At 53.0% G+C, this 24,461-nt stretch carries 20 protein-coding genes; 8 read left to right on the top strand and 12 right to left on the bottom strand.

The window, feature by feature from the left end; translation table 11 throughout:
• Positions 1-139 precede the first annotated feature (139 nt).
• The 3 genes from ACJJIF_RS12360 to ACJJIF_RS12350 all read left to right on the top strand — a co-directional run bounded on the left by ACJJIF_RS12360 (position 140) and on the right by ACJJIF_RS12350 (position 6,752).
• A complete protein-coding gene (locus tag ACJJIF_RS12360; protein WP_444928655.1) occupies positions 140-5,461 on the top strand; it encodes a DUF748 domain-containing protein in 5,322 nt (1,773 codons plus the stop codon).
• A gap of 300 nt (positions 5,462-5,761) precedes the next feature.
• Positions 5,762-6,169 carry a GFA family protein gene (locus ACJJIF_RS12355; protein WP_444928654.1) on the top strand — a complete coding sequence of 136 codons (408 nt, stop codon included), beginning with the start codon at positions 5,762-5,764 and terminating at the stop codon, positions 6,167-6,169.
• Positions 6,170-6,446: 277 nt separating this feature from the next.
• Positions 6,447-6,752 (top strand): hypothetical protein, encoded by a 306-nt coding sequence (locus ACJJIF_RS12350; protein WP_444928653.1) that lies wholly within the window; start codon positions 6,447-6,449, stop codon positions 6,750-6,752.
• Positions 6,753-6,811: 59 nt separating this feature from the next.
• Here ACJJIF_RS12350 and ACJJIF_RS12345 read toward each other — a convergent pair whose 3' ends face one another.
• Positions 6,812-7,612: an ABC transporter permease gene (locus tag ACJJIF_RS12345; protein WP_444928652.1), complete on the bottom strand. Its 801-nt coding sequence runs from the start codon at positions 7,610-7,612 to the stop codon at positions 6,812-6,814.
• Positions 7,609-8,214 carry an ABC transporter ATP-binding protein gene (locus ACJJIF_RS12340; RefSeq protein ID WP_444928651.1) on the bottom strand — a complete coding sequence of 202 codons (606 nt, stop codon included), beginning with the start codon at positions 8,212-8,214 and terminating at the stop codon, positions 7,609-7,611. The genes ACJJIF_RS12345 and ACJJIF_RS12340 overlap by 4 nt, the downstream gene beginning before the upstream one ends.
• A 363-nt stretch (positions 8,215-8,577) precedes the next feature.
• On the opposite strand from ACJJIF_RS12340, the gene ACJJIF_RS12335 reads away from it, so the two are divergent.
• On the top strand, positions 8,578-8,784 hold the full coding sequence (locus ACJJIF_RS12335; RefSeq protein ID WP_444928650.1) for a hypothetical protein: 207 nt from the start codon (positions 8,578-8,580) through the stop codon (positions 8,782-8,784).
• A 127-nt stretch (positions 8,785-8,911) separates the two neighbouring features.
• Here ACJJIF_RS12335 and ACJJIF_RS12330 read toward each other — a convergent pair whose 3' ends face one another.
• On the bottom strand, positions 8,912-9,073 hold the full coding sequence (locus ACJJIF_RS12330; RefSeq protein ID WP_444928649.1) for an ABC transporter permease: 162 nt from the start codon (positions 9,071-9,073) through the stop codon (positions 8,912-8,914).
• Positions 9,074-9,730: 657 nt separating this feature from the next.
• Between ACJJIF_RS12330 and parC the strand changes: the two genes are divergently transcribed.
• From parC to ACJJIF_RS12315, 3 genes are all read left to right on the top strand, one after another.
• Positions 9,731-11,980 carry a DNA topoisomerase IV subunit A gene (parC, locus tag ACJJIF_RS12325; protein ID WP_444928648.1) on the top strand — a complete coding sequence of 750 codons (2,250 nt, stop codon included), beginning with the start codon at positions 9,731-9,733 and terminating at the stop codon, positions 11,978-11,980.
• Between the two features lie 137 nt (positions 11,981-12,117).
• Entirely contained in the window at positions 12,118-12,567 is a 450-nt protein-coding gene (locus tag ACJJIF_RS12320) for a MarR family winged helix-turn-helix transcriptional regulator (RefSeq protein ID WP_444928647.1), read from the top strand.
• Entirely contained in the window at positions 12,560-13,639 is a 1,080-nt protein-coding gene (locus ACJJIF_RS12315; RefSeq protein WP_444928646.1) for an HlyD family secretion protein, read from the top strand. Before ACJJIF_RS12320 ends, ACJJIF_RS12315 begins: the two co-directional genes overlap by 8 nt.
• Before the next feature lie 52 nt (positions 13,640-13,691).
• On the opposite strand, the gene ACJJIF_RS12310 is transcribed toward ACJJIF_RS12315, so the two are convergent.
• From ACJJIF_RS12310 to ACJJIF_RS12300, 3 genes are all read right to left on the bottom strand, one after another.
• Complete coding sequence (locus tag ACJJIF_RS12310) at positions 13,692-14,111, bottom strand: DUF2147 domain-containing protein (protein ID WP_444928645.1); 420 nt, start codon at positions 14,109-14,111, stop codon at positions 13,692-13,694.
• Positions 14,112-14,368: 257 nt separating this feature from the next.
• Positions 14,369-15,835: a protein adenylyltransferase SelO gene (locus ACJJIF_RS12305; RefSeq protein ID WP_444928644.1), complete on the bottom strand. Its 1,467-nt coding sequence runs from the start codon at positions 15,833-15,835 to the stop codon at positions 14,369-14,371.
• 52 nt (positions 15,836-15,887) lie between these two features.
• Positions 15,888-17,360, bottom strand: a complete 1,473-nt coding sequence (locus ACJJIF_RS12300; RefSeq protein ID WP_444928643.1) for a Ppx/GppA phosphatase family protein — start codon at positions 17,358-17,360, stop codon at positions 15,888-15,890.
• A 382-nt stretch (positions 17,361-17,742) separates the two neighbouring features.
• On the opposite strand from ACJJIF_RS12300, the gene ppk1 reads away from it, so the two are divergent.
• Positions 17,743-19,788, top strand: coding sequence for a polyphosphate kinase 1 (gene ppk1, locus ACJJIF_RS12295; RefSeq protein ID WP_444928642.1), 2,046 nt, complete (start codon positions 17,743-17,745; stop codon positions 19,786-19,788).
• Between the two features lie 373 nt (positions 19,789-20,161).
• Here ppk1 and ACJJIF_RS12290 read toward each other — a convergent pair whose 3' ends face one another.
• The 6 genes from ACJJIF_RS12290 to aceK all read right to left on the bottom strand — a co-directional run bounded on the left by ACJJIF_RS12290 (position 20,162) and on the right by aceK (position 24,387).
• On the bottom strand, positions 20,162-20,317 hold the full coding sequence (locus ACJJIF_RS12290; protein WP_444928641.1) for a hypothetical protein: 156 nt from the start codon (positions 20,315-20,317) through the stop codon (positions 20,162-20,164).
• 166 nt (positions 20,318-20,483) lie between these two features.
• Positions 20,484-20,837: a hypothetical protein gene (locus ACJJIF_RS12285; RefSeq protein WP_444928640.1), complete on the bottom strand. Its 354-nt coding sequence runs from the start codon at positions 20,835-20,837 to the stop codon at positions 20,484-20,486.
• A 130-nt stretch (positions 20,838-20,967) separates the two neighbouring features.
• The gene (locus ACJJIF_RS12280) at positions 20,968-21,408 is read right to left on the bottom strand and encodes a hypothetical protein (RefSeq protein WP_444928639.1); all 441 of its coding nucleotides are present in this window, start codon (positions 21,406-21,408) and stop codon (positions 20,968-20,970) included.
• Positions 21,409-21,489: 81 nt separating this feature from the next.
• Positions 21,490-21,828, bottom strand: coding sequence for a hypothetical protein (locus ACJJIF_RS12275; RefSeq protein ID WP_444928638.1), 339 nt, complete (start codon positions 21,826-21,828; stop codon positions 21,490-21,492).
• 238 nt (positions 21,829-22,066) lie between these two features.
• Entirely contained in the window at positions 22,067-22,576 is a 510-nt protein-coding gene (locus ACJJIF_RS12270; RefSeq protein WP_444928637.1) for a hypothetical protein, read from the bottom strand.
• Between the two features lie 56 nt (positions 22,577-22,632).
• The gene (aceK, locus tag ACJJIF_RS12265) at positions 22,633-24,387 is read right to left on the bottom strand and encodes a bifunctional isocitrate dehydrogenase kinase/phosphatase (RefSeq protein WP_444928636.1); all 1,755 of its coding nucleotides are present in this window, start codon (positions 24,385-24,387) and stop codon (positions 22,633-22,635) included.
• Positions 24,388-24,461 lie beyond the last annotated feature (74 nt).

Raw genomic sequence — 24,461 nt, 5'->3', positions numbered from 1 at the left:
TCCCACGCCGCGCAAATACACTCCTGGTTAAATAGTAGACAGTTCGCATTTTAGCGCGACTGAATGGGCGACGCTGGGGGCTATTATCGGGGATAGCCGCGTCAGGGCCAAAAAATCTCTAGGTGCTGGTCTTTACTGTATGGGCCCGGGGAGCCTCTGGTCATTTCGCAATACCTCTGCCGGCCTTGAGGGCCCGCTCTACGGGGCTTGCAGAGACTCCCTAATTGTCGTTGCCGTCTGTGTAAAATTTATTGCCCGGCGCTTAATCCCAATGCCCCCAGAGTCCACTTCGCAGAGTACCCTTTTCCGCCGTTTAATCCGCTGGCTGCTGGCCGGGTTAGTACTGATTGAAGCGCTGCACTGGTGGGCAGCGGACAGGCTGCGAGAAACAGCCGGCGACTGGATGGAGCAGCGCGGTCTGGAATTCAGTGTGGGCCACCTGCGTGTATCGCTGCTGGATTTAAGTGTTATAGGGGTTAATGTCAAAGCCGAAAATCGGCAGGGGCGGGGGTTCTCTGCCCGCGAGCTGGTGCTCGATTACAGCTGGTGGCAATTATTGCGGGGGCGAGTCCAGCTGCCCAAGGTTGCGCTAACTGGCGTCTATATGGATCTGCAATCCTCCCCCGGTGAGCGATCTCGGCTGTGGGAGTTGGGGGGCTGGAATCTCGGCGAGGGGCAGCGGCGGGATCGCAACTTCCATTTGACCATTAGTCGGGCTCAAGTGCGCGATAGTGAACTCTGCTATCGGCACCGGCCAATTTGGACTGAAGCGACCTGTGTATCCATTGGCAAGCTCTACGCAGACAGCTTTAGGCTGGCGCTGCGGCGCACAGGCGATACCCCGCTGCATGTCGATATTGCAGCAGCCGAATTAGAGGCCAGTGATCTACTGGCCTGGGAGAGAGGTCACTCCGGTTACAGCACGGTGCTCGGACGCCTACATGGAAATCAGGTCCACTTTGCCTGGCCGGGTCTTGCTACGACGCTACACAGTGTCGCTGCGGAATACTTCTCCGGCTGCCCGCCGCAGCGCTGGGCCGAGGTTGTTAAAGGATTACAGCGCCTGGTGGGCCACTGCGCCTCGGCCCGACGCCTTGCGGCGGAAGGCGATATACATTTTGGTTTTGGGCGCAAAGCCCGGGTTCAGTGGCGCCAGCTCAATGGGGAAAATGTCGTATTGAGGCGCAGTGAGCGGCGCTGGCAGGACTGGCGGGCTGGAGTTATTCGTATCCATGACTTTAATTTCGAACGCCCGAAAAAACGTTTGCAGTGGCAGCGGGGCTTTGCCCGGGCATTCGACTGGTGCCCACGACACCTGCGCAATGCCAACTCCCATCTGTGCCTGCGGGCCGCCAACCTGGATCTGCCGGAACGCACGGTTTTCGATTGGAGTCAGCATTTAAATATTCAGAGCGGCTCCAGCGCCATTAATCGGGGTTACCTGCTGGATATGGCGCAACCGACCCGCCATCCCATTAGGGCCAATAATGGGGTATTTGGCCCCCTCCAATTTTCTGCGATAACGCGAACCCTCTCTTTTGCGCACTTGGGGATTGAGACCGCCAGTGGGTGTGTGCCGGGAGGGCTATGGCACAAGCCCGACCACTGTATTGCTATGCGCGGACTCAAAAGCACAGAGAGTTTTGCTTTTCGCTTTGGGTCTAGCGCGCGGGATATTGCTTGGGGGTTGTCCAGCGGCCCTCTACAACTGGCTCAATTTTCTATCGGCGCCAGGGGGCAGCCCAGGGCCGAGTTGCAGGCGTTGCGCTGGCGCTCCCTAGATACCATTGGCAACAGCGGCCCTCTGTCGGCGCAGGATTTTTTTATACAGTCTCTGTCCGGCTGTGTCCCCCGGGATTTTCTGCCACCGGACTGGCAGCCGCTATGCGCACACTTAAACCGCTTCGCCGGGCGCGGGCAGTTTGCCTGGCAGGGCGGTGAAGACGGTTATGCCATCTTGGGGGAATTGGCGCTGCATCGATTGCTTCTCAATGACTCTGTGGATGCAGGAGGTGGCTTACTATTACAGCAGTTCGAGAGCGGCAACAGTTTTTATAAGAAAAGGGTGGCCGATAACCCCTGGCTGGTCAGTGCCCCACTGCCGGGAATGCCCGGCGGGATTAACCGCAATAGCGGCACTCGTGAAAAAGGAAGGTTGCAGCGGCGGGATAGTACTGCGGAAAAAAATTCCAGCGACTTAGCCCTGGCAAGTATCGAGAATCCCAATCTGAAAATAAACAGTCTTGCCCTGAGGCAACTTGGCGGGTGCCTCACTGAAAGTTGGACAAGGTTATTTTATCGCACCAGCCAAAATGATAAGGCTCGAGCGGTTTGCTTTGAACTCCAATCGCTACAGCAGAAAAAGCCCCTGCTGTTCTCCTGGCAGCAAGGGATAGATTTTTCCGCAAAAGCCTTTTCTGTTGCCCGCGCTGAGGCGAAGACTAGGGACAATAAGTCGCTGATTAATCTCTCTGGAATAGAGCTCCCCCTGGCCAGGATCAGACATAGAGGAACAGGGGAGTTCGAATCCTATGCCGCCCTGCCGGGGGCCACTGCCGAACGAGTGAACAGTTGTGGGCCCACTGGTCGCGAAATAAGTTCGCTGAAAATTCACTGTGTAAACCTAGAAAATTTATCGCTGGGGGATTATTTCTACACCTATCTCAGTCCGCGCTACCTATTTGCCAATCTGGATAACTCCGCGATTAAATCTGTGCGGCTACAGGGCGTGTCTGCACAGGATCTCTTGGATATTGGGGGTGTATCGATCGCAAAACTTGAGTTGCAGTGGTTTCGAGATAAACCTACTCGCTCAAAAATTGTATTGCAGGATATTGCAGCCGGCACCTTAAAGTTGTGTCTTCCCCAGCAGGCGGGGGGGCATCAATCGATGCCGGCCTGTGTATTTGGGCGAAATCTGCATTCTTTGGGGCAGAGTGGTTGGTCCATCGAAGCGGTTGAGTTTAAAGGTGGGGGCGAAGCTGCACCCATATTGCAGCTGGGGCGAGTTTTTACCGAGCGTATGTCTTTTTCAGCAAATACCCTCGATTTATATGGGCTGAATATTAACAATATCTTATTTTGTGGATTAAAGTCTTTTTCTTCAGAAAATAGCGCTGAGATAAGTCTCGCCGACTGTATCGAAACACCACTTATCAGTTTTTCTGACTCCTGGGTAAAACTGGGGCTAGTCGCCGATGTGCCCCGCGTGAGTCTGGGGCCACTAAAGAGTGAACCCATCGCTTTTTGGCAAAAAGCCGGCAACTATTTACAGGCTGGGGTACAGAGTCTGGGCTGGAGCCGTTTTACTTGGAATAGTGGCGCCGCATTTTCACTCGCGGATTTAACTTTACAAAATATTCGGGTGTGCACCCGGGATACAGAGCTTGCGGTAACTGTAGCCAAGTTAAAGCGAATCAGGGCCGGTGACTCTTATCACTGTTTTGGCGTGGATAAACTATCCATGCCGGGATTACAGAAAATTAAACTGTCGAGTCCCTGGTCGGTACAGAGCTCTGTGGCGTTGGCGGGCGTGTCCATACCCAGAAAAAAATTGGGCCCGCTAAAAATACCAAAGTTTGAAATCGATAATATCTCCCTGCGGGGAGAATCCCTGGCGCAAGCTACTGGGGCCCGGGGGTGTATGCCCAGGGGGATATTAAAAGATGACAAGATTGCCCCCTGCTATGAATTGGGAGAATTCAGTATTGGCGGGGCGCAAGCTATTCACGGCGCCGCTGGGCGCCAGCTTATCCTTTCGGGAATCAAAGTCAGCAATATACAACTACACGAACAGAATTTTCCGCAGGATTTGCCGCTTAAACTACTCTCTGTTTCCGCTGTGGGGGCGGGGCACCTAAGGATCAGTCGCGAGGCCGTTGATTTCAAGGAGTTAGAGTTTAAAGAGATCGGAGGCTGTTTTCCCAGTGGCTACCTGGATCAGGGAGATCACTGCTTTCGTTTCTCAAGGTTGTTACTGGAGGGTAATTTCCATCGCGGCCGGGGCGCCGAACTCGCTACGCTGCAGCTAAATGACATAACTTTGCTCTCCCCCAGCGGAGAAGAGCTGGTACAGGGGGAGAGTATCAGCTTATCGCGGCTGCTCTTCACGGATACCGAGTGGCGCCTCGCTGCGGGTGAGGCCACTCACTTTCACTTTTTTGAGCGCCATCCCGACAGCCTGGAATTTGACCGCCATCGCTGGATGTTGGACTTTGAGTCCCTTCGGCTTGAAGACTTGCGCTACCACCGCCCCAAGAAAACACTCAATATTGGCTTTATCGATTTTCTGCGCCCCCGCGTTATCCTTTTGCGGGATTTGTCGGGAAACCTCCCTATGCTCAGGAAAATCCATGAGCTGAGAGGGTTTACCGGCATAGATACAATAACTCTTAAGGAAGAGGGCGCGCCAGCACTGCTTTATCATCTCGGTGATCTCTACTTAAAACACGGTACTTTCACTTGGGTGGATCATCGAGAGGAATTCCGCGCCCGGCTGCCGATCAGAGATATCAATTTTAATCTCAGCGATTTAAGCAATCTGGCTAAACACCCCCCTGCGGTAATTGTTGTCAATGGCAGGCCCGGTGGTTTTGGTGAGGTCCAGATCGGCGGGACCGTGGATTATCTGGGGAATAAAAAGTGGAATGCCGAGCTTACTGGGTATCTTACCAGCGTAAACCTGATCCCTGCGGCTCCCTATATGGCAAAACTGCTGGGTTATAAAATCCTTCAAGGGCAGGGGGATGCTGTAGTTAATATTCAGGTATTTGAGAATCAGCTCAAAGGCTTTTCTGATATACGTCTGGAAAAACTAAAAGTGCGCCGTGTGCGCAAAGGCGACCCACTGCCGGTAAAGTCGACACTGATTCCCCTAAATCTGGCGTTGTGGCTGCTTAAAGATGGCCAGGGAAATATCAAGTTTGCTATGCCGGTGAGTGGCAATATTCGCGATCCCAAGTTCTCTTTTAGCTTTGTCTTTAGTGAGCTGTTACAGAAATCGATCATAGATGCCCTGATGAGTTACTTTACCCCCTATGGGGTGTATTTATTAGCGCGCTATGCCTGGGGGCGCTTCCGGGCAACCTCGTTCCCCGCTATTGACTTTGAACCCGGTAGTGCCAAGTTAACTGGCCTAGCGCTGGCACAACTGCAGCGCATGGTGGTGGTGTTAAGCAAAAATCCCGATACGCGGCCGGGCATATGTGGTATTGCCAATGCCAGAGATTGGCAAGCCCTCTATCCCTATTCCACTGCGGGTATACACTGGGGGCGGGGAGATTTTTATCGCAATCCGCCCCTTGGATTGCGCGAAGAGTTGGAAAGCCTGGCTAAAGCGCGCAGTCGAGCGGTAGAACGGTATTTAATAGATGCGGGAATCAAGGCCTCCGAACTGATTCCCTGTGCGCCGGACTACCTGGGAAGGGAGTTTGGCCGCCCAAGAGTTGAGTTCTCAAATTAGAATTTAACTGCTATTTTAAATAATTTTATTAGCGGTCGGTTTATTGGAGTGTTTCTCCGTCTGTTTTGATTTTTATTTGCCTGTCGGGTAAGTGAGCATTAATTTATCTTTAAAATATAGGTTTGCTTAAATTAAAGGTGCTTGCTGTTTTTTTTGTAATATTTTTTTGTTGGTTGTGCGCTAATTCACAGTGCAGTGTAAGGTGCTGTTTTGGATCAATTTTTGTCTGATTTTATATGGTAGATTCCGACTCTGGTTTTTATCGTGATCTCCTGAAGTAAGAAATATCTAGGTAGAAAAATGACTCAAGTGCATGGAAGTTGCCTGTGTGGTTCAGTGACAATTAGCGCATCTTTGCCCGCCTCAAATCTAGGGGTTTGTCACTGTGGTATGTGCAAGAAATGGGGGGGCGGTCCCCTGTTGGCCGTTGACTGTCAGACCAGCGTTGAGATTAGCGGGGAAGAGCATGTCAGTGTATTTGATTCATCCATTTGGGCCGAGCGGGGTTTCTGCTCAAAGTGTGGCTCCCATCTTTTTTACCGCTTAAAGGAAACCTCCCAGTACTCGGTACCCGCAGGGATCTTTGACCTTCCGGCAGAGACCACCATGACCCACCAAATCTTTATCGATGAAAAACCGGATTACTACGAATTCGCCAATGAAACCCAGAAGATTACTGGGCTGGAGATAGTGACTGAATTCTCGTGATTGTGAGTGCTCACTATCTTTCGGTCAGAGCTATTTATGCGTCTGGGGGCGCTTTAGGGTTACTATAGTGCCCCTGAGCTGTAGCGCCGCTTCCTTTAGGGGTGGCGCAGCTTAGAAGGGTACCAACTGGGCCGACTTTGCGGGTTTCACTCCCTGTGGCGGTTTTTTGTACAGCTTTGTGCGGGTGCCCGGATATCTCGTTCTGGAGCACCTAACCTTTTAGGGTGCCGAGAACATCAAGATGTAATCGGAAGGTAATACGGACTGGCGAAACCCCATGACTGAAACCCAAATTGTAGAAATTTTCCTGGCCAACCAGTGGTGGTCCATCCTGGCACTGATCGTAATTGTAATTGGCGTAACCTTGTGCTGGTTTGGGGGGCTGATGGCAGCGCTGACCGCTCTGGGTAATAAGCGTTGGGTTTGGGGGATTGTAACTATCGTCCTCGGCCCGATTACCGGTATTCCCTATGCCCTGCGTCACAAGGAAGCCGAGTATGCCCGCTCGCTGATGTTGCGGGGCGTATGGGCCCTGCTGGCCGGTTTAGTTATGGCTGCGGCCATCTTATTTTTGGGTCGCTAAGCCCCAACCGAGCGCTGGTACGCTTCGATCCGGCGCTCTCTCTTCTCCGATTAAGCTCCCTAGGTATTTTTGATCAGTTGATCGGTACGCAAGCGCTCCCGTTTATCAAATAGTTGCCTCGCAGCCATTGTGACGGCGAGAAAAGCGCCGAAGCCGGTGCTCGATGCAATCGTAAATAGAATCAGGATCTGATATTTCACTGCGATTGTGGGCGAGGTGCCGGAAATAATCTGCCCTGTCATCATTCCCGGTAAAAATACGATACCGGCGGCAGCCATAGAATTGACTGTCGGCATCAGCCCCGCACGCATTGCTTCCCGTCGAAATTCCAGACTGGCTTGCTGCCAGGTATGCCCCAGCATCAGGCGGTTCTCGATGATATCCCTTGAACGCCGCATACTCTCCGTCAGGCGGTCCAAACTCAGGGCGACACCAGTCATCGTATTTCCCAGTAACATGCCTAACAGCGGAATCGAGTATTGTGGCTGGTACCAGGGGCTGGGACCAATCAGCACCGCCAGGCTTAAAATAGTGACGCTGAAAGCGGATACCAGCATTGCCAGGGTGGCCACAGCAAAGCTCCGCCCCCCGCGCAGGCGATACTCTTGCCGGGCAACCACCTGCTGCCCGGCAAATAGCAGCATTGCCAGAGCCAGCAGTCCAACCCAGAGCAGAGTGCCCAGTGTGAACAGGGTGTCTAAAACGAGTCCCACCAGCGTTAGTTGAATGGCTGTGCGCAAAGCGGCAATAACCAGCGGCCTACTTGTTTGTAGGCGTGCGATATGCGCACAGGCGGCCAGGGCCAGCACCAAACCTGCGGCTAATGATAGTTGCCACCAAGAGAGGTCGATCACGCTCATCGATGGATTTCCTGTTCTTCCAAGTGGTCGCCAACGATGGCTAGGTGTCGCTGGGCAACCCGTCGGATCTGTTCCAGGTTGTGCGCGACCCAGAGTATGGGAAGCTGCTGTTTTTTTGTTAGTCCAATTAACCACTGTTCTACCAGCTGAGTGGAGCTGGCATCCAGGTTGGCTGTTGGCTCGTCCAGAAGCAGCACACGGGGGCTGTAGGATACTGCGCGAATAAGCGCTAGCCGCTGCTGCTCTCCAGCGGAAAGCCGATTGACTTGCCAATTTGCGGCATCCCTGGGTAAGCCGATAGCCTGAAGGGCAGCGGGCATAGGTTCGAGAAGGTGCTCGCCGACAATATCTCCCCACCAGGCACTCTGCGCAGGAACCAACATTACCTGGCTTCTCCACTTGTGTGCTGGATAGGCACTTTGAGGCTTATCATCCAGGAATATATTACCCGAGTGGGGCTCCAAGTCTGTTATGGCTCTAAGCAAGCGACTTTTACCGGAGCCCGATGGACCGGATATAGCCACAATCTGGCCGGGCTGTAGGGAAAAGCTCGCCTTGATTAAAGCGCCTATGGAAAGATTTTTGACTTGGAGGGTTGGCATGGGGTGTTCTACACAGACTAAGGGACCTCTGAATAATTCTACAAAATTTGAAGGCTACAGACGTTAGGTGCGGCTCGTCGAGAGTGGCCTAGCCTTTTGCAACTGCTGTAACTTCGGCCTTCTCTCTGGCTTATACGGTGCGATTTTTGAAAGGTCTAGCCCCCATTGTGAACCACTCTGTAAGCCAGAGGCGTTACTAAGTTATTTGAATGGGGCGCCATTATAAAAGGTCTTTGACTGTAAAGTTAAATGATTTTAGGAATATAAAAAACAACTGTTTTCATACGTGCTTTACACCTACATTTAGTTCCTGTAATCGATTTTTTGGTATTTCCTGCATTCAACTCTGAAGTGCATCAGTTAATGGTTTGGAAAAGAACGGCCAGCTGCAGGTATTCAAAAAATTTTGAAATCGAAGATTTGTTCTACTTTGATCAGGTTTCAGATTTTTATATCTATGTGATGGTTTATGTTTACGCGTTTGATGAAGATCATGATAAGGATATGTTGTGCTCTTATACGCTTATGTTTGATGAAAACCTTGAAGTCATTGATGATTTTGTAGGCTGATTAAAAAGAAGTTTTAAAGTTTAATCTGTTGAAATAGGCCCCGATAGATATGTCTTTCAGGGCTTTTAAGTTATATTTAATTGTCAGAGAGCTTTTCTGTACATCATCTCTTTCGATCATCAAAAAGCTACTTTGTATAAAGAGTAATTGCCACAAAAGTACCAAGCCCCGTATCCGTAGCAATCGTAAACATAATCAAAATCTGATATTTCACGGCAATAGGCGCTGTAGCAGTTAGTATTTTCCCGGTCCTTATATCAGGCAGAAATACAATGCCAGCTGCTGCCATCGGATTGATCGTTGGAATTAAGCCTGTGAGTATTGCCTATTTTCTGTCAGTCGATCCAAGCCCAGGACGTACCGTCATGGTGTTTTCCAGAAGAGCTCCCAATAGAAAAATAGAGTATTGCGGTTGGTACCAAGGCTGGGGCCAATCGGCGCTACCAAGCTTAATATGGTGATGCTAAATACGAAAACCAGTATGGAGAATGTGTTTATGGCAAAAAACCAGCCGCGTGTAGACGATATTGTTGCCGCAATAACCTGTCGCCTACCGAGTCGCTAGAGTTCCCGCACTGGATTGGTTAAGTCAGCGTGCGTGAGGCTTTAGGAAGAGGGGGCGAGTAAGTGCCAAATACCGACTCTCTCCCGTAGAGAGTCCACCTAGCGACTTTCTTAGAGAATCTCAATAGCTGTAGTGCTTCTAGTCTTAGTTGCGGTATCTTTCAGGTTAATTGAGTTAATGGGGAATTTAAAACCACCTCTTTTGGGGCAATGGGGAGCTGTCTGGGTTGTGGCTTTACTTTCGCGTCAACGGCAGGGCGTATATTTGAAGTCATCAGAAGCGTATAGCTACTGATTGCCATTAACACTAGCCGCTTCCCTTTGAACCTCCCGCCCCAGTCCGCCATAATCCGCCCCTTCCGAACAAAATAACGAGTGCTGTATGACCGACACCTCTGTTTATGAGGCCACAGAGCGCCTGCCGTTAAAGGAGTACACCGAAAAGGCGTACCTGGATTACTCCATGTATGTGATCCTGGACCGCGCCCTGCCGAATATCGGTGACGGCCTGAAGCCTGTACAGCGGCGTATCGTGTACGCCATGAGCGAGCTGGGCCTGAAGAATACGGCCAAGTACAAGAAGTCCGCGCGCACCGTCGGTGATGTGATCGGTAAGTATCATCCCCACGGCGATAGCGCCGTGTACGAGGCGATGGTGCTGATGGCACAGCCGTTTAGCTACCGCTATCCCCTGATCGACGGTCAGGGCAACTGGGGTTCGCCAGATGATCCCAAGTCCTTTGCGGCGATGCGTTACACCGAGTCGCGCATGGGCAAATATTCAGAAGTTCTGCTGTCGGAACTGGGACAGGGCACCGTCGATTGGCAGCCGAACTTTGACGGCACCATGGATGAGCCCTGTGTACTGCCGGCGCGGGTGCCCAATATCCTGCTGAACGGTACCACCGGTATCGCCGTGGGGATGGCGACGGATATCCCACCGCACAATCTGCGCGAGGTGGTTAACGCGACGGTGGCGCTGTTGGAAAACCCCAAGGCCACAGTCGAAGAGCTGTGTGAGCATATTCTCGGTCCGGATATGCCCACTGAGGCAGAGATTATTACGCCGCGCGATGATATCCGTAAGATTTACACCTCTGGTCGCGGCTCTATCAAGATGCGCGCCCTGTGGAGCAAAGAAGACGGCGATATTGTGATTACCGCGCTGCCCCACCAGGTAAGCGGTGCCAAGATACTGGAGCAGATTGCCCAGCAGATGCAGGCGAAGAAGCTGCCGATGGTGAGCGATCTGCGCGATGAGTCGGACCACGAAAACCCCACGCGCCTGGTAATTGTGCCGAAGTCCAATCGGGTGGAGATGGAATCGGTGATGAACCACCTGTTCGCCACCACCGATCTCGAGCGCAACTACCGTGTCAATATGAATATGATCGGTATCGATGGCCGCCCCCAGGTGAAGTCCCTCGATAAGATCTTGCGCGAGTGGCTGACTTTCCGCGCCACTACCACCCGCCGTCGCTTGCAGTTCCGCCTGGATAAAGTCGAGAAGCGCCTGCACCTGTTGGCCGGCTTGCTGGTTGCCTTCCTCAATATCGATGAAGTGATCGAAATCATCCGCACCAGTGATGAGCCCAAGCAGGAGCTGATGGACAGTTTCGAGCTGACGGATATTCAGGCGGACTACATCCTCGATACCAAGTTGCGCCAGTTGGCGCGCCTGGAGGAGATGAAGATTCGCGGCGAGCAGGCGGAGCTGGAAAAAGAGCGCGACACCCTCAGCAAGACCCTGAATAGTGAGCGCCGCCTCAAGACCCTGATCAAGAAAGAGCTGTTGGCTGCGGCCAAGGAGTTCGGCGACGACCGCCGCTCGCCAATAGTGGCCCGCGCAGAGGCCAAGGCGTTTAGTGAGTCCGAGCTGTTGTCCTCAGATCCGATCACGGTTGTCGTGTCCGAGAAAGGCTGGATTCGCGCGGCCAAGGGCCATGAGATTGACGCGGCAGCGCTCAGCTATAAGGCGGGGGACAGTCTCGGCTTTGCCGCGCGGGGCAAGAGCAACCAGCCGGCGCTACTGCTCGACAGTACCGGCCGCAGTTACTCCATTGCCTCCCACACCCTGCCCTCGGCGCGGGGGCAGGGCGAGCCCTTAAGTGGCCGTATCAACCCGCCCTCCGGCGCCACCTTCGAGGGGCTGTTGATGGGCCCCGACGAACAGCGGATTCTGCTGGCCTCCGATGCGGGCTACGGCTTTATCGCCAAGCTGGCCGATTTGCACTCGCGCAACAAGGCCGGCAAGGCCATGCTGACCCTGCCGAAGGGGGCCCAGGTGCTACCGCCGCAGCTGCTGGAGAATCCGGGCGAGGCCCTACTGGCTGCGGTGACTTCAGAGGGGCGCATGTTGGTATTCCCGGTAACAGAATTGCCGGAGTTGTCCAAAGGTAAGGGCAACAAGATTATCAATATCACCTCGGCCCGCGCGGCGGCCCGCGAGGAAGTGGTTATCGGTGTCGCAGTACTGAAAGGTAGAGACCAATTGGTCGTTCACGCCGGTAAGCGCCACACCAAGATCAAAATCTCGGAGATGGACCACTATCGCGGCGAGCGCGGCCGGCGTGGCAATAAGCTGCCCCGGGGCTTCCAGAAGGTCGATAGGATCGAGGTTCTGGAGAAATAGCCCCATCCCGGGTGCGAAGCGAAAAGGCGGTCCTAGTGACCGCCTTTTTTAATGGGATTTTGGGATATTGATAACTCGCGCATTGATGAAATTATGAGCAAGCTTATAATGAGCGGCCTTAGACAGGGAGAGTGGGTATGTCCAGGGAAGATACCGTCACTGAAATGAGTTTTGAGCTGCACAGCGCAGCGCGATTACTGCGGCGCAACTTTGACCGCAGAGCCAAGGACCACGGTTTGAGCGGGTCCCGCTGGCAGGTACTCTGGCACCTGCTGCGCGAGGAGGGCCCCAAGCAGGCGGAATTGGCTGAGCGCCTTGATCTGGCGCCAATCAGCTTGGCGCGCCAGTTGGATAACCTCCAGCGGGAGGGGCTGGTGGAGCGGCGGCCGGATCCGAGTGATCGGCGCTGTTTCCGTATTTACCTCACGGAGCAGGCAATGCCGGCTCTGTCCCTGCTGGGGGGAGTGGCCGAGCAAATCCGCAGCGAGGCGCTGGCGGGCTTTTCCACCGCAGAGGTGGATCAATTGCAGGCGTTGCTATGGCGGCTGCGCAAAAATCTGACACGTGAAGAGATTGAATGTGATTGAGAAGCTGTCCATTACGGGAGTCCGTGCCGGGCAACGAGAGTTCGCGCTCTCTTTTGTGGTTGTTTTGGCTGTCCTAATCGGCGGCTGGAGCCTTCTGCGCGGTGGCGATATTGTCGAGACAGAAAACGCTTATGTGAAAGCGGACAAAATTTCCCTGGCCCCGGAGGTCAGCGGGGTGGTTACCCAGGTGCTGGTGAGCGCCAACCAGGTGGTGGAGAAAGGCCAGCTACTGATTCAAATTGACCGCACGGCCTTCGAGCTGGCGGTGACTGAGGCGGAGGCGCGCCTGGCCCAGGTGCGCAACGAGTTACTCGCCCGCCGCTCCGAGTACGCCGAGGCGGACGCCGCACTACAGCAGGCGCGCAAAGATGCAGATTTTTACCGCCGCCAGCTGGAGCGCAATGAAAAACTGAGCAAGGTGGCGTTTTCCGAGGCGGAGCTGGACAGCGCCCGCCAGGAGCTGGAACGCGCCCGCGCACAGATCACGATTAACGCGGAAAAGCTCTCCAGTCTGCGCGCCGAATTGGGGGGGGACCCCAGCATTGCCCTGGAAGAGCAGGCGGATTTAAAAGTGGCCCAGGCACAGTTGGATACCGCCCGCTATCAGCTATCGCGCACGCGCATTATCGCTCCGGTAGACGGCACTATTGCCAATACCGTGCCCAAGGTGGGGGAGATGGCCACTCTGGGCGTCAACCTGCTGCAAATGATTGGCTCCAGCGGCCTCTGGGTGGAGGCCAACCTCAAGGAGACGGAGCTGGGGCGGGTGCGCACGGGCCAGCAGGCGGAAGTCACCCTGGATGCCTATCCGGATTTTGAGTGGCAGGCCCAGGTAGACAGCATGAGCCCTGCCAGTGGCAGTGAGTTCGCCTCCACACCGCCGCAGAATGCCAGCGGCAAATGGGAGAAAGTGGTGCAGTGGGTGCCGGTGCGCCTGCGTCTGTACCCCCTCAAAGATTCCCCACCTTTGCGCGCCGGTATGAGTGCCAAGGTGCGCATTGATACCAGTGAAGACGACAAGGTGGTGTCGGCCCGTGCAACCAGTGGTGAGAGTGGTAGGGTTGTGCTCTGACGGGAGCCGGGAGGATTGGGCCCGCTAGATCGGGCCCGAGAGGGGCGGCTGTTTATTCAGCCCGGTGCCAGGTCTGGGTGCGGTAGAGGAAGCCCAGGTAGCCGCGTACCTTGAGGGTGTTGTCATCCTCCAACCAGATTTTACAGTCGTAAACCTTGCCCTTCAGCGGATCGAGAATCTCTCCACCTTCGTACTTGTCTCCTTTTTTCACCATATCGGTGATAACGTCCAAACCAACCATGGGCTTGCCTTTCAGATCGCCGGGGCACTGATCGCAAATGGTGTCATCGGGTTTCAACAGAAGGTCTACGATCTTGCCGTAATACTTCCCGTCCTTTTCATAGAGATTGACTATCGATTTTGTCTCTCCAGTCTCGTCATCGATAGTGCGCCAGTTGCCCAGAATATCTGCAGCACTGGCCTGCAGGGCGAACAGCAGGCCAAAAGTGGCCAGAAGCAGGTTTCTAATCATCACTTGTGTTCCTATGTAAAGTAGGGTGACTCCGATATTACATCAAGTCACCAACAAGGACAGTGGGGTAGTCATCATCCGGCAAGATCTAACATGCAAAAAGTAGTATTTGGCCACATTTCCCTACTTTTTCACTATATTTGTCCCAATTTCGGGCCTTTTTCAGGCTATGAGCAACTCCGAAAATCCCTCTGCAAGCTTCGAAGGGCGGTCCCCGAAGGCTTGCAGAGGGATTGCCGAGTTGTGTGGAGGTCCTCTTAAGAGGAGCAGCTCAGGGGAATGCGCTTGCCGGATTCTGGCGGCGCACTGGCCCAGATTTGATACTCCGGGTGTTCGGCGAAAGGGGATTGCAGCAACTGGCGCAGGGTTCGCAGGGGCTGATAGTCGCCATTTTCGGCGGCCTCGATGACCTTCTGTGCCAAATAGTTGCGCAGAATATACTTGGGGTTGGCAGACAGCATGGCCAGATTGCGCTCTAGCGCGTTGTTGCCCTCCCGCGCGAGGCGGCAATCGTAGTGCTCCAGCCATTGATCCAGGGCGCTGTGCTGTGCGGGGTTGAGCAACTCGTGCAATGCACTGGCGGGGCGCTCGCCCCGGTAGTGGGACAGGGCGCGGAAAAACAGGGTGTAGTCGGCCTGGCCCTGCTGTAGCAGCTTGAGCAATGCCGAGCAGAGGGCCTGATCGCCGTCTTCCTCATGTTCCAGGCCCAGTTTTGCCCGCATCCGCCGGGCATAGGCTTCGCTCACCAGCGGCTGGAATTGCTCCAGGCACTCGCGCAGAGCGTCCACACCGACAAAGGCGGAGAGCGCGTGGGCCAGCGCATTGAGATTCCACAGCACGATGCCGGGTTGTTGCTCGAAGGCGTAGCGGCCGCTGTGGTCGGAGTGATTGCAGATAAAGCTGGGGTCGTAGTCATCCAGAAAGGCGTAGGGGCCGTAGTCGAAGGTGTCGCCGATAATCGACATATTGTCGGTATTGAGGACACCGTGGGCAAAGCCCACCGCTTGCCAGGCGGCAACCAGCTCCGCGCTGCGTCGGGTGGTAAAGCGCAGCAGCGCTTCGGCCTGCCCCCCCACCGCCATGCCCTCAGTGCCCGGTATAAAGCGCTGACAAATCACCCCGACCAGCTCCTGTAGCGCTTCCAGCTGCTTGGTGTAAAACAGGTATTCAAAGTGGCCGAAGCGCACGTGGCTCTCGGCCACGCGAATCAGCATGGCCCCGGTTTCAATTTTTTCGCGGGTGACCGGCTCATCGCTGCCGACAATGCACAGCGCCCGGGTGCTGGGAATACCGAGGCCGTAGAGCGCTTCGCTGGCGAGATACTCCCGCACCGTAGAGCGCAGTACCGCGCGGCCGTCGCCGAAGCGGGAGTAGGGGGTCTTGCCCGCGCCTTTTAGGTGCAGCTCCCAGCGCCGGCCTTCGCTCTCGATCTCCCCCAATAGCAGTGCCCGGCCATCTCCCAGGTCCGGGTTGTAGACGCCGAACTGGTGCCCGGTATATTTCATCGCGAAGGGGCGGCTGCCGTTAAACAGCTGGGCGCCACAGCCCAGCTCGGCCCAGGCGGGGTGGGATTTTTCATTGGGATCGATACCCAGTAGTTGCAGCACTGCCGGGTTGGTATCGATAACTTTTGGGTGGCGAAAAGGGGTGGGCGCTATGGGGGTGCCAAAGGCTTCGCCCATATCGGCGTAGTGGTGTTTGAGGGTGACTTCGCTCAGTTTCATAGTTTTTGCTGGTAGGGTAAATATTTGCCTAAAAATGTTTGGGGCTCGGGGCTTATACCGCCGTTAGCCGCAGCGGGCGACTTTGCGCGCGCCAGTGTTGCTCTTCCTGTTCCAGCAGCTCTGCTATAGCCGGGTTTTGCTCTAGCCACTGCCGATTGACTTCCAGGTGGTAGTTATCTCCCCGGTCCCGCAGTTTTACACCGTCCAGACTGCGCTCGGTGCGGTCGCGGTGGATAATGCATCCCAGGCGCAGGCACAGGAGCAGGTCCGGGCTGGGATGAAAACCATAGTGTTCCTGTGGGGGTTTGATACGCCCGCGCTGATTGTGGATCAGGTGGGCTAAGTGCTCCTGTTCACCCCTGGCAAACCCGGCCATATCGGCGTGTTTGACCATATAGGCGCCGAGCTTGCGAAAGCCGCTGTGCGTGAGCGCCAGGCCGGTTTCGTGCAGTTGGGCGGCCCAGTGCAGCCGCACCTTGCTCTCCTCTGGGCACTGGGGGCGCAGCTGTTGCAGGAGATCGAGTGAGGTGGTGCCGATGCGCCGCACCTGGTTGCTATCCACCTGCCAGCGCTCAGCCATGGCGGCAATGGTATCCGCGCGGCGGTCCCCGCCGTGCAAGCGCCCGGCCAGGTCGTGCACTATGCCCTCGCGGATCGCATAGGGGGAGACCTCCATACGCAGAATATCGAGCTCGCAGAATATCGCGTGCAGTATCGCCAGGCCGGCGGCAAACACCGGGCGGCGCTCTTCATCCAGATAGGGTAAATCCAGGTCGGCAATATGTTGGACGGAGGAGACTCGCTGGGCGAGCCGGTCGATATCCTCGCGCTGGATCGCCTTTATCTCACCGCTGTTGCAGACCCTGGCAACCGCTTTGATCGTGCCGGAGCAACCGGTGACCTCGGCCCCCTCGGCGATATGTTGCAGTGCCTGCAACTCCGCCTGGGCCGCGCGCCGCGCGCGCTGGAAGTGATTCACCCGGTTGCGGCTGATCAGGCCGTCGGCAAAGAAGCGCTTACTGTAGGAGACGCAGCCTATATTCAGGCTTTCCAGCTGCTGCGGTGTCTTATCGCCGCGCACCAGCTCGGTGGAGCCACCGCCAATATCAATAATGCAGCGCAGACGAGGGGGGCCGCTGGCGGCGGCGAGAACCCCGCTAAAGATCAGACGGGCCTCTTCGATGCCGCTGATAATTTCTACCGGCACGCCGAGAATGGCTTCCACCTGCTCCAGAAAACCATCGGCATTGGCCGCTGCCATACGCAGGGTGTTGGTGCCCACGACACGCACATGATCTTGCGGCAACTTATCCATCACCGGCTGGAAGCGCCGCAGTGCGGCGAGGGCGCGCTCGGTTACGGCGGGATCCAGTTGGTGGTGAATATCCAACCCCTCCGCCAGCCGTACCATGGCTCGATCCGTGTGCAGGCGCACCATACGCTGATCGCGAAACTCCGCCAGGAGTAAATGGAAGCTGTTGGAGCCCAGATCGAGGGCGACATAGCGTTCGTTTGGCGTTTGCATCAATATCCCGTTGAAAGCGCTAACAGATAAAGTTGGGCACTCTATTATTCATTTTGCCAGTTTTTCGCTCAATAATGGGTTTAATCAATTTAGTGCAGACTAAAAAGCGGCCACCCACAACGATATGACAAGTTTGTGAAATTTATTTTATAAATAAAAGATATTTTTTGTTTATGTGTACCAATTGCGCTTGGTGAAAGTGTGGCAGAAAACTGAGGGGGCCGTTTAAATGGTTTGGATTGACTTTGGCGCTTGCTCATCGCTACATTTCAGTGGCATATTTCTTCACCTAAAGTCTTTATTTCTGTGGTTTGAATCGTAGTTTGGAGCAATCTGGACTTGTAAGCGGTTTTAGCCCCCGTGTGCGTTTTACGGTTTTGCCATGTCTAATGATGTGCCTTTATTCCCCAAAGAGTTGAGCTGGCTCTCCTTCAATGAGCGTGTTTTGCAGGAAGTGGAAGATGAGAGTGTGCCGGTTATCGAGCGCGTACATTTTCTGGGGATTTTTTCCAATAATCTGGATGAGTTTTTTCGTGTCCATGTGGCGTCAGCGCGTCGTTTGGCGGCATTTTCTGATGGCGGGGACAAGAAAGAGCACTTTAGCCAGCTGCTGCAATCGATCAACGAACGGGTGTTGAAGTTACAGTTACGCTATGCCAAGGCATATAACCAAGCCCTAAAAGATCTGGCCAAGCAAGCGATCTATGTCGTGAGAGAATCGACGCTCAGCAACAGTCAGCGCCAATTTGTGGAAAGTTACTTTCATCGGGAAGTGCTGCCAGAGCTGGAGCCGTTTTTTATCGATGGGCGCAAGTCCATGCCGCTGATCAATGAAACCAGTATTTATTTTGCTATAGCGCTTGAACTGGAGGACGGGGCTGAGCGTTATGTGGCGATGGAGATTCCTACGGATATTCTGCCACGCTTTGTGGAAATCCCTCCCCGGGAAGGTAAGCGGGAAAAAGTTTACATTGTTCTGGATAATATTATCCGCGCTTGTCTTAAAGAAATCTTTCGCCATGTGGTGCCTATCCGCAAAGCCAGTGCTTACACTTTTAAAATCAGCCGCGATGCGGAGCTGGAGTTGAGTGAAGAGGTTACCCAGAATATCCTCGACCGGATGGAGCGCTCGCTGAAAAAGAGAAAGCGTGCCGACCCGGTGCGTATGGCCTACGACGGCGATATGCCCGAGGCCCTGCTGGAACTGGTGAAGAAAAAGTTGAAGATGGGGCGCTACGATACCTACACCCCCGGTGGGCGCTATCACAACTCCAAGGATTTTATGGATTTCCCGGGGGACTCCGCTCGACTGCGCTACAAGCGTCTATCGCCACTGTCGGCGCTGCCGAAAAATGAAAGTGTGTTTTCCCAGCTGCGCGCCGCTGATCGGCTTTATTACTATCCTTATTATGATTTTCACGCAATTGTAAATTTCCTCGCCTCTGCTGCCCTAGACCCCCAGGTTAAAGAGATTCGAATTAATCTCTACCGGGTGGCCAAGCACTCCCGCGTGGTGGCGGCTCTGGTGAATGCGGTGCGCAACAACAAGAAAGTAACGGCGGTAGTGGAGCTGCGGGCGCGTTTTGATGAAAAGGCCAATATCCACTGGTCCCACGAATTGAGTGATGCCGGGGTAAACGTGGTGTATGGCATGCCGAATCTCAAGGTGCACTGCAAGCTGATCTCTGTGCTGCGCCGCGAAGACGGCAAGGATCGTTTCTATAGTCACCTGGGTACCGGTAACTTTAACGAGAGTACGGCAAAAGTTTACTGCGATTTTAGCTTGTTAACTTATAATCAGGAATTGGGCCGGGATGTTTACAATGTATTCGAGTTTATGCAGGCACCGCACAAGCGCCCGTCCTTCAAGCGGATTATCTCTTCCCCGTTTGCCTCTCGCGATGCCATTACTGCGGCGATAGAGCGCGAGATTGAAGCTGCCCAGGCGGGGCGGGAAGCGGCGCTATTTTTTAAGTGTAACAACCTGGTAGATCGGCGGGTGATTGAGCAACTTTACCGCGCCAGTGCCGCAGGCGTGACGATTCGGATTATTGTGCGCGGAATGTGTACACTGGTTTGTGAGACCCCGGGGCTGTCGGACAATATCCGTGTAATCAGTTTGGTGGATAAATACCTGGAACACGCTCGCATTTATATTTTCCATAACGGCGGCAATGAACTGACATGGTTGTCTTCCGCTGACTTGATGAAGCGCAATTTGGACCAGCGCGTTGAGGTGACTTTCCCGGTATTGGATTCTGAGCATCAAGCTACTATTCGTAAAATTATGGAGCTACAGTGGAGCGATAATCAAAAGGCGCGTCTGATCGATGCAAAGCAGAGCAATTCTAAACTGGCTAATGCGGGGCGCAAGGGCTGCCGCGCACAGGACGCCATCTATCGCTATTTAAAGAAGAGCTTAAATTGATGGGAGGGCTATAGCGCTTATAGGGGGTTAAAGGTTAACCACTTGATCGCGGACGGGGTGGCCGCTAGCTCAAGGGGATCTGCGCCTCAAATATTACTAAAGTGCCTGTGTTCTCACTTATCGCTTCGCAGTTGTTTCTCTGGATTGGAAAAATTACCCCCAGTTGCTATTGTCCTTAACAAAGAAGTGCCCCTGCAAGGTGTTAGCGAACAAGTTTGTGGCTGGGTTTTACTCTCCCAATCTATGGGGGCAGATTACTTATTGATACTCCGTGCAGGTCCCGCAACAAGCGGGAGTTTCCCTGAAGTATCTCAGCGCATCGATATAAACTTAAAGCGGTTAAAAGTTAGTGCTCAGGTAGCCGCTTATACTCTTAAGTCGTCGATTTTTTGAGTTTGGATTCAAATTGAGCCAACTTTGCCTTGTCTAGCGCTATTTGTCTTCTGGCGTTTTCTTTTGCTTGCCTGACTATTGCGGGATTGGTTTTTGCATCCAGTTCTTCCAGGGATTTGGCTATTTTCTTTGGCATCTTATGTCTCGATATGCTCGCGGTGAAAAGTTTGGGTGATTTTAATGTGATTTCTTTAGATTTTTGTGTGCATCCATCATGTCTGGGCGAATCTGTTTTACAGAGGGTGGGGTTGTTTTTTTGTTTTTCAAGGGGCTCGATATTGTTGCAGTGGAAGATGGCCTCCCTAGTCGCTGGCAGCGCTATAGTTATTTACTGATACTATAAGGTCGTCTAATAGGATTCCTGGACCTTTAGGGGTGTCTCTAAGCTCTGTGCTTTTTATATGTGAGATCAATGTCTTCAGTGAAAAGTTAACCATATTTAAAGACTGTAAAATCTGAAGAAGTCTGTTTCCTGTCTCACTACCAAAAAACACATACTCAGACCAAGTGTTTTTCTTTACGTCTATCGCAATTTGTAAGTATTCTTTTCCAGGCTTGCCGAATAAATTGATCTCAATGTCTTGATTGGCAAGGTAAGCATGCTTGTCTTGCGATAGAAACAGCATCCACTCGTTAATTGACTCTAATTTATCCATGATCTCGCTTTCTCAGTTTGTCAGTGGTGCTTGTATTCTATAAGCTTTACAGTTTTTAAGGTTGTCGATAGTCATTTGAGGTTATTGAGAGGCTCCTTAAGTATCGTTGAGTGTTTGCGTTTGATATTCATTAGCCTGTTTCCTCTATCCGATTTATAATGTTGGCTGAGGTTAGCTGTTCCGATAGTGCTGTTGCATCGTTCCAAGATAATCCCGCAAATCTGCTTTCACGCTCGCTATACAGGCTGTGTGCTTCAGAAAGTGAAATATCACCGGAAAAAATATCTCGTAATATTGCTATATTGAAGGCGGATGATTTTTGCTTTTCAATAACTACCTCATATTCAGTTGGTGGATTCCCTATGGGCATTCCGGCCATAGAAAAACTTGGTGCCTCAATCGCTACGCATTTCTCTTCTTGAGCATATATCTCGAAATCCTCCTGTTCTTCGGCGAGATAAACGGCTTTTTCACAAGTGTGACAATGTCGTATTGTGGGGTTTGATGTCTCAGTTAGATCAGCCCAGCGCTTGTCACATTCAAACTTGAATTTGCAGCTAATTTTATCCATGGTTCTCAATTGCAGTTAAATTTTTCTTGAAGAAAGTTGCATTAAATAATTGCCCGGTGTTGTTGTTGTTTTTTTGATAATTTATTGCTCTTCTTCTAGGGGCTCTTTAGGTGTAAATAAACCAAAAATTATAGTGTTAGATATTCTTGATTTTTTATGTAGTTCTGTGGTGCTAAAATATTCATCGTGCTTTGAGTTCCAGCTTTTGCTGTTGAAGTCAACCGCCGATAGAATTTCAACCACTTCTATATGGTCTTCTTTAAGAACGCTGGTAAGTTCCTTGATGGCTTCTTCGGGGGAGTTGGCTGGCACAATTGAGCGGCTATAGTAAAGTCCGTCATAATCGTCAAATTTAATAGAGGACCTAAGTAGTATATTGGAGGTTGCGTCAACGACCCAAAATTTAACTGTATTTTTCATTTTGTTTAAGCTCGTGCTCGATAAGTTTTTTAGCTGGTAAATTTGAGTGCTGCTCTACTCTATCAGTTTTTATGCTTGCTGGTGTCACCTATCTTTAATTGGTACATTGGTTCAGAGGTGTAAAACGATCCATTATCTTTCTGTGCTTTTACACTATGTTTTTCGAAGATTGCTCTGCAATTCAGTGGGTTGTTTATTCTTTTGAGCGGGTTTTAAATTGTAGTGTGTAGGTGGAGGTTTAATTGGGGCTAAAGCCCACCAGCTGCCCATCACTAAATGAAAAACGATACCCTTGTCCCACTTTGAGTCTCTGGCCGCAGGGGGATTGAATGGTAATGCGCGGGTATTGGGGGGTGGATATCCAGGTTGCAAAGTCATCACCGGGACTGCGCCCCAGCAGTTGGTAGTAGTCGCCAAAGCGACAGAAAGCTGCCGGTGTGCAGCGCTCAGTTCCCCAGACATAGGCGATCACATCGAACTGCCTGGGTAAGTCCTGTGACTCGACGAAGGGCTGTCCGGGGTTTTCGGTAAAGGTAAAAACCTCGTCAAAAGATAGGGGGGTAAACCTCCGGGCGGGGGTTGCACAGCTGACGACATGGGGCTTGCCGCTGATACGGGCGTGGGGTGCCGGGCGTTTTGCCGGGGGCAGTTTGCCGGGAATCGACATTTCGCTGGGGAAATAGCCGCAACCGCTGCTGCTCAGCAGGGCGTAAACTGCGGCGGCTAAAGCCCAGCGAAAAATATGCATGGATTACCCGCTCCCTTGGAAAAGTCCTCCTATCTATATAGTTATAGATGGGTCCTTTACTTTCGTTGGGTGTGGCTATGGGAGCGGCGGGGGAAGCGCCACTTGCGCCGGTAGGGGAAGGCGCTTTCCACATGCCCGGCGCGAATGCGGTCCTGCAGCAGTTTCCAGAAGCGGTAGTTGTACAAATCCCCGTGGAGGCTTTCAAATGCGGCGCGGGCGGTGGGGTTTCCTGAGAAGAACAGGCGGAACTCTTCCGGGAAGACATCGGCTTCAGCAACGGTGTACCAGGGTTTGTCTGCCAGCTCCTGTTCGGTGGTATGGGCTTCGGGGATCTTGCGGAAGTTGCACTCCGTCAGCGGGCAGAGTTCATCGTAATCGTAGAAGACCACACGCCCGTGGCGGGTTACCCCGAAGTTTTTGAGCAGCATATCGCCGGGGAAGATATTCGCGGCGGCGAGCTGCTTGATGGCATTGCCATATTCTTCCATTGCCTCTTTGGTCTGCTCTTCGTTGGCGTGTTGCAGGTAGAGGTTGAGCGGCTCCATGCGCCTTTCTACATACAGGTGTTTGATAATGACTCGCTTCTCATCAACGATCAGCTTCGACGGCGCCACTTCCTGTAGCTCTTTGATTAACTCTTCAGTAAAGCGATTGCGATAGAAAATAAAGTAAGAGTACTCCTGGGTGTCAGCCATGCGGCCCACCCGATCGGAGCGGGATACGAATTTATACTTCTCTTTGACGATCTTTTCGGTGACGGTTTTCGGTTGGTCGAACTCGTCTTTAATCACCTTAAATACCACCGGATAGGAGGGCAGGGTGAATACGCTCATCACCATCCCCTTAATACCCGGCGCAATGACAAACTTGTCATTGCTGACTTTCATATGGGCGAGAACATGGCGATAGAACTCCGTTTTACCGTGCTTGTGGAAGCCGATGGAGTTGTATAGTTCGGACTTCTCCTTGAGCGGCATAATGGTGGACAGGAAGCGCACAAAGCGGGAGGGAATCGGCGCATCCACCATAAAGTAAGAGCGGGTAAAGCTGAAAATGATACTGGCGGAGTCGTTATTGTAGATAAGGGTGTCCACAAAGATGCCGCCGCGCCCATTGTTGAGGCAGGGCAGGATCAGGGGGATGACTTCGCCATTGAGGATAATGCGCCCGACCAGATAGGCGGCTTTGTTGCGGTAGAAAACCGATTCCAGCATATCCACCCGCAAGTGCTTCTCGCTGTCCAGATTTGCCAGGGGGGCATTGCGCAGGGATTCACAGATATGGGCAATATCCCGCTCCATATTTTCCCAGGGCGTGGAGAAGCTGAAATCCTTGAGGATACTCTCAAACATATACTCCAAGCCGTGCTGGGCACTGTAGCTGATGTAAATGCTGTAATCCCGCAGCGGCTTGTCCTCCTGTGTGCGGGATGGCTTTACGAAGATATTGCTGTCGTGGATATTGGTGTGGTGAAACTGGCTGCAAAAGACCGAGTTAAAGAAGGTCTCGGCGATTTCATAATTGCTGTGGCTGGCGACTAGCTGTGCATAAGTGGCGCGAGCGTCGCGCCACAGTTCCAGCTGGTTGGTATCCTTGCTGGTTACCGAGTGGACGAGTTCCACCACCTGGGTAACTTTGGTTTTATACAGGTCGATACGGGCTTTGTTAGCCTCGTGTGCCGATTGCCAGGCGGCAGTTTCAAAGCGGGCCTTGGCGCCGAGGGTGATGTTTTGATAGTCGGCAAAATAGGCATCGAAACCATTGAGGATGGTTTTTGCAATACGTCGGGCGGTCGGTGAGTGATTCGTCATGCACTAGACTTTTTTTCTAAGTTACAAGTTACGCTCGCGCCAGCCGCTGACAGTGGTACTGGACCACTCAGGTA

The sequence above is a fragment of the Microbulbifer regidiadema (SeqCode) genome, assembly GCF_052467605.1.
Note: the sequence above shows the minus strand (reverse complement) of the source record. Positions and strands in the feature narration are given on the sequence as shown.

Excerpts from the sequence above, each read along its gene's own strand:
- ACJJIF_RS12275 (WP_444928638.1), bottom strand. The coding sequence starts at position 21,828 with ATGAAAAATACAGTTAAATTTTGGGTCGTTGACGCAACCTCCAATATA.
- ACJJIF_RS12320 (WP_444928647.1), top strand. The coding sequence starts at position 12,118 with ATGTCCAGGGAAGATACCGTCACTGAAATGAGTTTTGAGCTGCACAGC.
- ACJJIF_RS12330 (WP_444928649.1), bottom strand. The coding sequence starts at position 9,073 with ATGGCAGCAGCTGGCATTGTATTTCTGCCTGATATAAGGACCGGGAAA.
- ACJJIF_RS12345 (WP_444928652.1), bottom strand. The coding sequence starts at position 7,612 with ATGAGCGTGATCGACCTCTCTTGGTGGCAACTATCATTAGCCGCAGGT.
- ACJJIF_RS12290 (WP_444928641.1), bottom strand. The coding sequence starts at position 20,317 with ATGCCAAAGAAAATAGCCAAATCCCTGGAAGAACTGGATGCAAAAACC.
- ACJJIF_RS12270 (WP_444928637.1), bottom strand. The coding sequence starts at position 22,576 with ATGCATATTTTTCGCTGGGCTTTAGCCGCCGCAGTTTACGCCCTGCTG.
- ACJJIF_RS12310 (WP_444928645.1), bottom strand. The coding sequence starts at position 14,111 with ATGATTAGAAACCTGCTTCTGGCCACTTTTGGCCTGCTGTTCGCCCTG.
- ACJJIF_RS12360 (WP_444928655.1), top strand. The coding sequence starts at position 140 with ATGGGCCCGGGGAGCCTCTGGTCATTTCGCAATACCTCTGCCGGCCTT.
- parC (WP_444928648.1), top strand. The coding sequence starts at position 9,731 with ATGACCGACACCTCTGTTTATGAGGCCACAGAGCGCCTGCCGTTAAAG.
- ACJJIF_RS12305 (WP_444928644.1), bottom strand. The coding sequence starts at position 15,835 with ATGAAACTGAGCGAAGTCACCCTCAAACACCACTACGCCGATATGGGC.
- ACJJIF_RS12350 (WP_444928653.1), top strand. The coding sequence starts at position 6,447 with ATGACTGAAACCCAAATTGTAGAAATTTTCCTGGCCAACCAGTGGTGG.
- ACJJIF_RS12340 (WP_444928651.1), bottom strand. The coding sequence starts at position 8,214 with ATGCCAACCCTCCAAGTCAAAAATCTTTCCATAGGCGCTTTAATCAAG.
- ACJJIF_RS12285 (WP_444928640.1), bottom strand. The coding sequence starts at position 20,837 with ATGGATAAATTAGAGTCAATTAACGAGTGGATGCTGTTTCTATCGCAA.
- ACJJIF_RS12335 (WP_444928650.1), top strand. The coding sequence starts at position 8,578 with ATGGTTTGGAAAAGAACGGCCAGCTGCAGGTATTCAAAAAATTTTGAA.
- ppk1 (WP_444928642.1), top strand. The coding sequence starts at position 17,743 with ATGTCTAATGATGTGCCTTTATTCCCCAAAGAGTTGAGCTGGCTCTCC.
- ACJJIF_RS12280 (WP_444928639.1), bottom strand. The coding sequence starts at position 21,408 with ATGGATAAAATTAGCTGCAAATTCAAGTTTGAATGTGACAAGCGCTGG.
- aceK (WP_444928636.1), bottom strand. The coding sequence starts at position 24,387 with ATGACGAATCACTCACCGACCGCCCGACGTATTGCAAAAACCATCCTC.
- ACJJIF_RS12300 (WP_444928643.1), bottom strand. The coding sequence starts at position 17,360 with ATGCAAACGCCAAACGAACGCTATGTCGCCCTCGATCTGGGCTCCAAC.
- ACJJIF_RS12355 (WP_444928654.1), top strand. The coding sequence starts at position 5,762 with ATGACTCAAGTGCATGGAAGTTGCCTGTGTGGTTCAGTGACAATTAGC.